Origin of the sequence: Halomonas sp. AOP43-D1-4 (assembly GCF_052446175.1) — a bacterium.
GTDB lineage: Bacteria > Pseudomonadota > Gammaproteobacteria > Pseudomonadales > Halomonadaceae > Vreelandella > Vreelandella citrativorans.
Map to the genome: position 1 here is coordinate 1 of NZ_JBQSVY010000029.1, position 7,602 is coordinate 7,602.

Annotated in this window: 8 protein-coding genes; 3 read left to right on the forward strand and 5 right to left on the reverse strand. The window is 48.4% G+C overall.

The features are described from left to right. A partial coding sequence (locus ACT3RQ_RS17460; RefSeq protein WP_096277108.1) for an SOS response-associated peptidase occupies window positions 1-653 on the reverse strand: 653 nt, incomplete at its 3' end. 186 nt (window positions 654-839) lie between these two features. Continuing rightward, window positions 840-1,802 (reverse strand): IS1595 family transposase, encoded by a 963-nt coding sequence (locus ACT3RQ_RS17465; protein ID WP_427028022.1) that lies wholly within the window; start codon window positions 1,800-1,802, stop codon window positions 840-842. Between the two features lie 333 nt (window positions 1,803-2,135). On the opposite strand from ACT3RQ_RS17465, the gene ACT3RQ_RS17470 reads away from it, so the two are divergent. Then, window positions 2,136-2,585, forward strand: a complete 450-nt coding sequence (locus ACT3RQ_RS17470; RefSeq protein WP_225734540.1) for a LexA family protein — start codon at window positions 2,136-2,138, stop codon at window positions 2,583-2,585. Then, the gene (locus ACT3RQ_RS17475) at window positions 2,582-3,856 is read left to right on the forward strand and encodes a Y-family DNA polymerase (protein ID WP_096277112.1); all 1,275 of its coding nucleotides are present in this window, start codon (window positions 2,582-2,584) and stop codon (window positions 3,854-3,856) included. The genes ACT3RQ_RS17470 and ACT3RQ_RS17475 overlap by 4 nt, the downstream gene beginning before the upstream one ends. A 467-nt stretch (window positions 3,857-4,323) precedes the next feature. Here ACT3RQ_RS17475 and ACT3RQ_RS17480 read toward each other — a convergent pair whose 3' ends face one another. The 3 genes from ACT3RQ_RS17480 to ACT3RQ_RS17490 are packed head-to-tail and all read right to left on the reverse strand — an operon-like array spanning window position 4,324 to window position 6,736. Next, the gene (locus ACT3RQ_RS17480) at window positions 4,324-4,767 is read right to left on the reverse strand and encodes a TIR domain-containing protein (protein ID WP_096277114.1); all 444 of its coding nucleotides are present in this window, start codon (window positions 4,765-4,767) and stop codon (window positions 4,324-4,326) included. Between the two features lie 9 nt (window positions 4,768-4,776). Further along, the gene (locus ACT3RQ_RS17485) at window positions 4,777-6,207 is read right to left on the reverse strand and encodes an SIR2 family protein (RefSeq protein WP_192526915.1); all 1,431 of its coding nucleotides are present in this window, start codon (window positions 6,205-6,207) and stop codon (window positions 4,777-4,779) included. Window positions 6,208-6,241: 34 nt separating this feature from the next. After that, on the reverse strand, window positions 6,242-6,736 hold the full coding sequence (locus ACT3RQ_RS17490) for a toll/interleukin-1 receptor domain-containing protein (RefSeq protein WP_096277120.1): 495 nt from the start codon (window positions 6,734-6,736) through the stop codon (window positions 6,242-6,244). A gap of 295 nt (window positions 6,737-7,031) precedes the next feature. Between ACT3RQ_RS17490 and ACT3RQ_RS17495 the strand changes: the two genes are divergently transcribed. Further along, a complete protein-coding gene (locus ACT3RQ_RS17495) occupies window positions 7,032-7,361 on the forward strand; it encodes a hypothetical protein (RefSeq protein WP_427046904.1) in 330 nt (109 codons plus the stop codon). Window positions 7,362-7,602: the final 241 nt, after the last annotated feature.

Consider the following 7,602-nt stretch of genomic DNA (forward strand, 5'->3'; position numbering starts at 1 on the left):
AGAGGATTGATCAGCTCATCACCTTGTCCCTCGGAAGGTTTGTTAACAGCCGTGCTAACCGGCCAATGTTCAACTAGTCCCGCATCGATATGCCGCACCATGCTGCGGATTGTCTCTTTATCCGTCAGGTCAGTAGCAAGCCAGTGTTCAAGACTGTCGTCGTCCAAAATTAACGGCATCCTGTCATGCACATCGGCAGCACTGCCTCGAGCTGGCTCGGTGAGAATGGCACATCCTAGACCTCCATCATCCCGTTCTGCGTAGATAGCGGCGAAGTATAGGGGCTCTCGATCCCTTCGGCACAGATAATGAGGCTGCTTAGGGGGCGTGTTCTTGATCCATTCGTACCATCCGTCAGCGAGTACGAGGCACCGGTGTTTAGCAAATGCCGATTTGAAAAAGTTATTAGTCGCAACGGTTTCAACTCGCGCATTTATGGGTTGCGTGCCTTTCCCTTTGGCCCACGATGGGCGAAATCCCCACCACACCTCTTCAAGCGTGGGAGCAGAGTCCTCAGACGCCTGCCGTATGCTCGCGATCCAGGTACCCGGCGCCACATTGTAGCGCGGTCGAATGTCGCGCTCAGACATAACCGCACCGACCTTTTTGGTCAGCTCAGGTATCGGGGTGAATAAAGCAAATCGTCCGCACATAGCTGCAGGATAGACGAGAATTGGCCACCCAAGTCAGCCTACGCACCAAAATCGCGGTGCCCTCATCTAACCACTGTCAAAATAAGGTGGGCTTGCCAACACGATAAGACCAACGAATGAAGAAGAGTGCTTGCGATTCACTAGGCTGATCGCTTATTGTCAGCCCTTAATACTGTATATATTAGGCTATGTTGGCATCTGCTGTTGGTCAGCGCCTATCGCCGCACGAAGCCACGCTTCCTCGGCTGGCCTTGTGGTTTCAAATAACCGTCGCCATGCCAAGTAATTAGGTAAGTACGCTGTCCCCACCCCATGAAAGCGCCCCATCCACCCCTTCAAGCGGCTCATATAGCTGTTCACGTTCTGAATGTGGTATTCCTTGCCGATCACTCGCTGATTATCGAATACGATGAGTCGATGATGGGCAATGCCGTAGTCGCGAGAGAAGGTTTTATACCAGCTGTGTCCGTCAGAGCATAAAATCGAGTCGCGATCGATGATCGGCGCCAGAAACTCATGAACAGTCGATTTTTGGAGCGCCGGATCAACCAAATCACTGACCTTTCCATTACGGTCTCGCGCAATAAGCACCTGAATTTTTTGTTCTTTTTTCTTAACATTGCCTTGTCCCCCACGCTTGCGAGGTTTGCGGTGAGTAATCTGACGCTTTCCTTTGCAGGACTCCAGGAAGAAGGTTTCGTCTACCTCAATGATGCCGGATAGTGGGTTGGCATTGTCTTGAGCACTCGTTTTCAGGAAACGATGACGCCATCGGAAAGCCGTCTTCAAATCAATACCCACTCGGGCCGCTGAGGCGCGCAACGTCAAGCTGTCTCGCATGCAGCGCAGGTAGTCGAACCATTTATCTCGATGTTGCAGCTTGGCTAAGGGCTTGCCTGTAAGGGCGTTGAATGTTTTGTGACACTCGGGATTCCGGCATCGATACCGCTGTAGGCCACCGCTGCGTCCCCACTTAACAGCGTGCTCGCCGCCACAATGTGGGCATGGAAAGTGATGGCTTAAGGTATCAATCAGAGTGTCTGCCTGTGAGCTGATTTGCCCAAGAAGTCGTTCCGCTATGTATTTCTTGCGCTCAACAGGAAGGCTGGAAAGTGTCCTCTCAAGGATTTTGAAGTCTGCTTGCTTCATGGCGCTCTCCACACGAAGGCTACACATACAGTATTTTATACAGTATATTTAAAGCACATCAACAGAAGATGACAACATAGCCATATATTAACAGCTATATAGGGAGGCGCTTATGAGCAAGAAAACTTACCCACGGTCTATGCAACGGCCATTCAGTAGTCCCCGTACTCTTCCAGTTATCGTTGGAGGATTTCCTCTTCAACGGGATGATTTGAGAGAGGAAGGTACGCAGTTGTTGGCGGTTTGGGGGACTGAACAAGACGCGCTACTCGCACCGCTTGAAAACATTGAGGTGCATCTACCAGGCACATGGCGAGCGATGGGGAGCATGGCATGAGTATGCATTTCACCATTCTTGGACGCGTCGACACCATGGCTCGACCGCTAAGGCTGCCTTTAGCGGGTGGCGAAGTCCGCGCTGGTTTCCCGAGTCCCGCAGACGATTATGTCGAGGTCGAATTAGATCTTATTGCCCATTTGATTAAGCACCCTAGTGCAACGTTCTTTCTGCGAGCCAAAGGCACCTCCATGGAAGGCGATGGCATTAAAGATAATGCGTTGTTAATTGTCGACCGGTCTATCAATCCTCAGCCAGGCCATATCGTGATCATGAGCGTGGACGGCGAGCTGACGTGTAAAAAGCTAAGCATCATGGGCAGTCGGCCGTATTTGGTGGCCTCTAACCCAGAGTTTAAGCCCATCCCTCTCACTGGGCATGATTGTCACAATTGGGGTGTGGCCACCCATAGCATCCAACCGCTAGCACCCGGTTTCACCGTATGATTGCCTTGGTCGACTGCAATAATTTCTATGTCTCCTGCGAACGAGTCTTTGCTCCCAGGTTGGAAGGCCAAGCTGTCGGCGTTTTGTCGAATAACGACGGCTGCGTGGTCGCGCGTTCGCAAGAAATCAAAAACTTAGGTGTGGCAATGGGAATGCCTGCCCATCAGATTGATCCGCATATTCGTCGACAATGCACATTGCTCAGCTCAAATTATGCGCTTTACGGTGATATGAGCAGCCGCGTTACTGATGTTCTCTCACAGCATACGCCTCACGTGGATGTATATAGCATTGATGAGTCATTTCTATCGTTTGAGGGCTTTGAACCAGACACATTAGAAGAACGATGCCAATTAATGCGACAGCAAGTTAAGCGAGATACAGGTATTCCGGTTAGCGTTGGCTTAAGCACTAGCAAAACGCTTGCAAAAATTGCCAATCACCGCGCTAAAAAAGAAAGTGTTTTCAATGGCGTGGCCATGATGGACCCTAACAGCAGCGACACCCGGGAATTCCTGGAGCAGCTACCCGTTAATGAGATATGGGGGGTAGCAGGTCGCAGTGCAGCGCGGCTTCATACTCTAGGCATAGAGAATGCTTGGCAGCTGCGCACCGCCAGCTCTAAGCATTTGCGGCGCCATTTCAGTGTGGTCATGGAACGTCTGGTTTATGAGTTGAGGGGCGAAAACTGCATATCACTCGACGACATGAGCCAACCAAAAAAACAGATCATGGTGTCCCGCTCCTTCGGCCGGCTCACGACGAACAAAACCGATCTGCACGAAGCCCTACGCGTGCACGCATCACGTGCTGGTGAAAAGCTACGACGACAAAACGGCTTGGCGCAGGCATTGATGGTGTTTGTTCACACCAATCGCTTTCGGCAAGATCTGCCGAGCTACAGTAAACGGTTAGTAATACCGCTACCTCACCCCACCGATGATAGCCGCGAGCTCATCAAAGCTGCCATGGCAGGGCTAGAAAGAATTTTTAAAAAAGACATCTGGTACCAAAAATGCGGGATTATGCTCATTGATTTGTGCGATCACGACAATGAACAACTAGGGCTGCTCGCCGAACCGATCAGTGACGAGAAACGTGCTCGTAATGAAAAATTGATGGCCACGCTCGATAAGCTCAATCGCGAACACGGAAAAAATACCGTCCGGATTGGCATGCCTCGCAAACAGAATGCTTGGGAATTGCGTTGCGAGCACCGTACACCACGCTACACCACACGCTGGGAAGAGCTAGCAGTGGCCAAAACCTAGAAAAGAGCTGCCATCCCTGGCACTCCTACCTCTTTTCACTACCAATAATCACATCCCTGTTGTGACGCATTCGACGTGCTAAAGCGGCGATCCTGGGCGTCACACTTTCACCCTAGCCTTTATCAAGCCATTTTTATGTAAGCGATTGACCACAGCGTTTGTAAGCAATGGCTTACAACAATCCGTTATGCAATGAAACTAAAAACGATTGGCGATATGTGTGCCACTAACCCAATTGGCAGCAACTAAGCCAGTGGTACTTCAGCTTATTCTGATGGATGGCAAAGACACCTGATCCGATTCAGGATAATTCGAGCAGTTAGCACGTGACATTTTTCCGCTAAAACAAGGGTTCAAACGCAGGATCGCTTGGTGAATAGGTCCCCTGGTAGCCTGTATGATTTCAGGCGGGGCATCAGAATTCATCTTCGTTAATTAGCTCAAAGGTGTGGTCGCTTAAATATCGCTCAAGGTTTTCCAGCAGCCTTGGCGGCTTCTTCAACCCATACTCCAAGGTTTTCACGACCATTATCTGTATTCCAGCGGTAGTGCTTGTATCCTTGGATCTTCATGCCGCAGAAGTCACTTGTTTGTTTATTGAAATCTGGGATTTTACTAATATCTATAGTCAACAATCCGTTGCCCCGTTTGATACTTTTCTCTATTTCGTATTTTACCCATTTACTTTTATCAGTATTGGCACCTATAAGTACGACTGTCACAGTCGTACCGATAAGCTGGGCATCTATCCATGCTTTTACCGTGCTATCACCTGTGCGCTCTAACTTCTCGAACTCTGCTTTGTCGATGAATCCAACTTTAGGGTTGGCATTGATCACGTTACTGTTACGGACATTCATCGCTCTCAGAACGTCGTCGTACTGGAAACTAAAGAAAACCTTTCTAGCCATGGGGACGCCTTAGATGAGCCGTAAGAGGAGGAGGATGACTTCTTGAGCGCGTTCAAGTGATGTAGATTTATCGCCTAGTTCACCCAACAAGGGTGTAATCTTTTTACCATTCTCGTGCTGAGATTCTTGATAAGACTTCATAACCTCATTCCACAGTAATTTCGACATCGAGCCTGTAATACCTACAGGAATTACAAAAACGCCTTTCGCTACAGCGATATCGAATTCTTCACGCATTCCGTCAGAAAGGATTAACTCGCCATTTTCCAGCTTATTGCCAAACATAAAAATAGCAACGCCTGCATGAGCGAGCATATTGCGTCGATATTCTGTCCACAGTTCCTTCAGAGGCCTTTCCCCAGTCTTGCTTTGTGGAAAGGGCCTAAGAATTAACTGGTCGTTGTCGAGACGGCCACCATTCATAACAGTTTGTTCAAGCACGCCAGTGATGATTGCGCTACCTATACCGAGGCCAAACCCTGAGATCACTCGGTACTGTTCTTTGCAAATGGCCCTGCTCAGATGATAAACGAATTGCTCTGATTCAGCCTTGCACCACGGGTTATAGTCATGAGCAGCACCAGAGATAAAGATTGTATTTCTTTTGTGGCGATGCTCGATGGCACGCAGAATGTCAGTAATTTCAGAAAACTCATCAACATAAACGGCTTTGATCCCTACACGGAGCAGCTCTCCTGTGAAAAGCTCTTCCTTACGTTGGCGATACTCGAAGTCAGCAAGGTCTTCATTCTCTCCCTTGCTAGCTCTTCTCAGGATGCAGTAGTGCTGTCGTTGATCTCGAGTAAACTGAATCCTGACGCGGCTAAGAATATATTCTAGATTAGGGTCGGTGAAGCTGAAGCCGAGAAAGAGGAAGGTTTTAGAAACCAAGTCACCGCTTAAAGCTGTAATGAACGGCTGCATATTGACGTGGTAACGCTCATAGTCATCGCGAGTCAACACCGCGTCAGCGGCATGCTCGATGTCACCATGCATCTTATAAACAATTGCATCACGTTTCGGCCGTGTCGTTGCCAATTGCTTATTGGTATGTTTGATGTCAGCTATCTTTTCGTTTTTTTCAAGCGCCGTTTCGATCAAACGATCATAATTGGTTGTCCAGTAGGTCGGAATAGGCAGCCTTGCCAGAATCGCGTGGTTTTCAGTGGGCTCCGCCGTCATTGAGAACTCAGTCACCAGTAGCTGATTGAGTTTTGCTCGGTTGGTCGCATTGACGTTTGTGTGGTATTGCGCCAACGTAACTAGATCCCATTCTTTATCGACGTCTAAATCAAGCTCATCAGCTATTGGCTTGAGCAATGACTTCCAGTCGACATAACCTGCTGCTCTTGAAAAGCCTGCACCCGCAAAAATAGCCAGATTTCCTTCTTCTAGCTCTTTTGAAAGGGTGTCAACGAGCCGTAACTGATCACGTTTCATTCTGAGCTTCCCGTCAGGTTTTTGTAAGGCATAATCAGATATTTCTCAGCCAACGACTGTGCCCTTGAAGGTCGTATAGGGCTAATGCTCCGTTTGGTGTGGTGTCGATACGGGAATAAAGCTGTAAATATTCATTGCCATGATGACGACCTGATGAGTCGACGGTAGGAACGATGACGATGTTATTGAGATTCTTCTTTCCATCAGCGTAACCAATCTCCCAAGGGCACCATCGTGATGACATGGAGTTCTCAGTAGCCAGGAAAAGGAACCAATTGGCATGCACAATGGCATTCTTGATTCGCCTTGCGGTTTCTGCATCAGGGCGTTCCGGCATCTTTTGGTCTTGCCAATCGATGTAGATATCCCACCCTTGTTCAATGAGCATTTGCTGAAGGCCTAATGCTTGCTGGTTATCTTTGTGACTATGGCTCAAGAAAGCAGTCGGTCGACCGATGCTTGGTGATGAAAAAACCCGTTGTTGCTTACGAAATGAAGCATTGCTGAGCTCATATTGGTAAATTGCCATACGTTACCATTCCCTACTATTTCTTAGTGTTTCAAGGGAAAGTGTCATTATTTTCATTCATTCGCAAGCCGTTTCTGAGCGTATTCTGATAGCGGAAGCGTTCAGCGTAATAGGCGGCGATGAAAGGCTTAGTGAATCCTGTTAGGCCTAACCGGGTGCTGTACGAAATAGCGACTACCACCCTCATTGGGGTTCCATCATGATCTAGTGGCAGCCAATGGTGTAACCGGATCATTCAATTCTTCAGATTATTGGGCCTGGGAGATAGATGATTGAATAATGTAGGAGAATCAAAATGAAAATTATTGAAAAGGTGGAAATCGATTTCGTCACCGATGTGATGTGCGATGTATGCCTATGCTCCACTCGGGTAGCGAATGTTGGGCTTGAATTTGCGACGCTCCAAGCTCATTGGGGATACGGGGCTAAGCACGATGGCGAGCGCTACGAACTACATCTCTGTGAGAGTTGCTTTTTTGGCACAGTTGCGTACCTAAAACAGGAGCGACGTATACAAAATTTATTCAGTGAGGAGGTTGGGATAGAGGCTAACGAGCCGAACAGCACATTTGGCCTAGTTGCATCAGAGGATTATTTTCGTGACGACGTCGGAAGCAAACTCTAATCATGATCTGCTCTGAAGTGGCCAATAAAGCGCTTTTAGCGCGAGGCTGTTGGACATTTTTGAGCAAGATGTGTCGTAAAAAAGTGTCAGGGCGGGCCTTGATCAAAGGCCATTGTCACTACCGGATGCGCCTTCTTGGCCTGGGTAACATGAACTAACTAGGCCGTATTGTTGTAGGCATGAAGCTGCCTTCGTCATTTAACAATATTGCTAATATCTGTCACCCATGGGGGCTTATGGG

Bases quoted from the DNA above. Each gene is read 5' to 3' on its own strand.
- ACT3RQ_RS17465 (WP_427028022.1), bottom strand. From the start codon at position 1,802: ATGAAGCAAGCAGACTTCAAAATCCTTGAGAGGACACTTTCCAGCCTT.
- ACT3RQ_RS17470 (WP_225734540.1), top strand. From the start codon at position 2,136: ATGAGTATGCATTTCACCATTCTTGGACGCGTCGACACCATGGCTCGA.
- ACT3RQ_RS17475 (WP_096277112.1), top strand. From the start codon at position 2,582: ATGATTGCCTTGGTCGACTGCAATAATTTCTATGTCTCCTGCGAACGA.
- ACT3RQ_RS17480 (WP_096277114.1), bottom strand. From the start codon at position 4,767: ATGGCTAGAAAGGTTTTCTTTAGTTTCCAGTACGACGACGTTCTGAGA.
- ACT3RQ_RS17485 (WP_192526915.1), bottom strand. From the start codon at position 6,207: ATGAAACGTGATCAGTTACGGCTCGTTGACACCCTTTCAAAAGAGCTA.
- ACT3RQ_RS17490 (WP_096277120.1), bottom strand. From the start codon at position 6,736: ATGGCAATTTACCAATATGAGCTCAGCAATGCTTCATTTCGTAAGCAA.
- ACT3RQ_RS17495 (WP_427046904.1), top strand. From the start codon at position 7,032: ATGAAAATTATTGAAAAGGTGGAAATCGATTTCGTCACCGATGTGATG.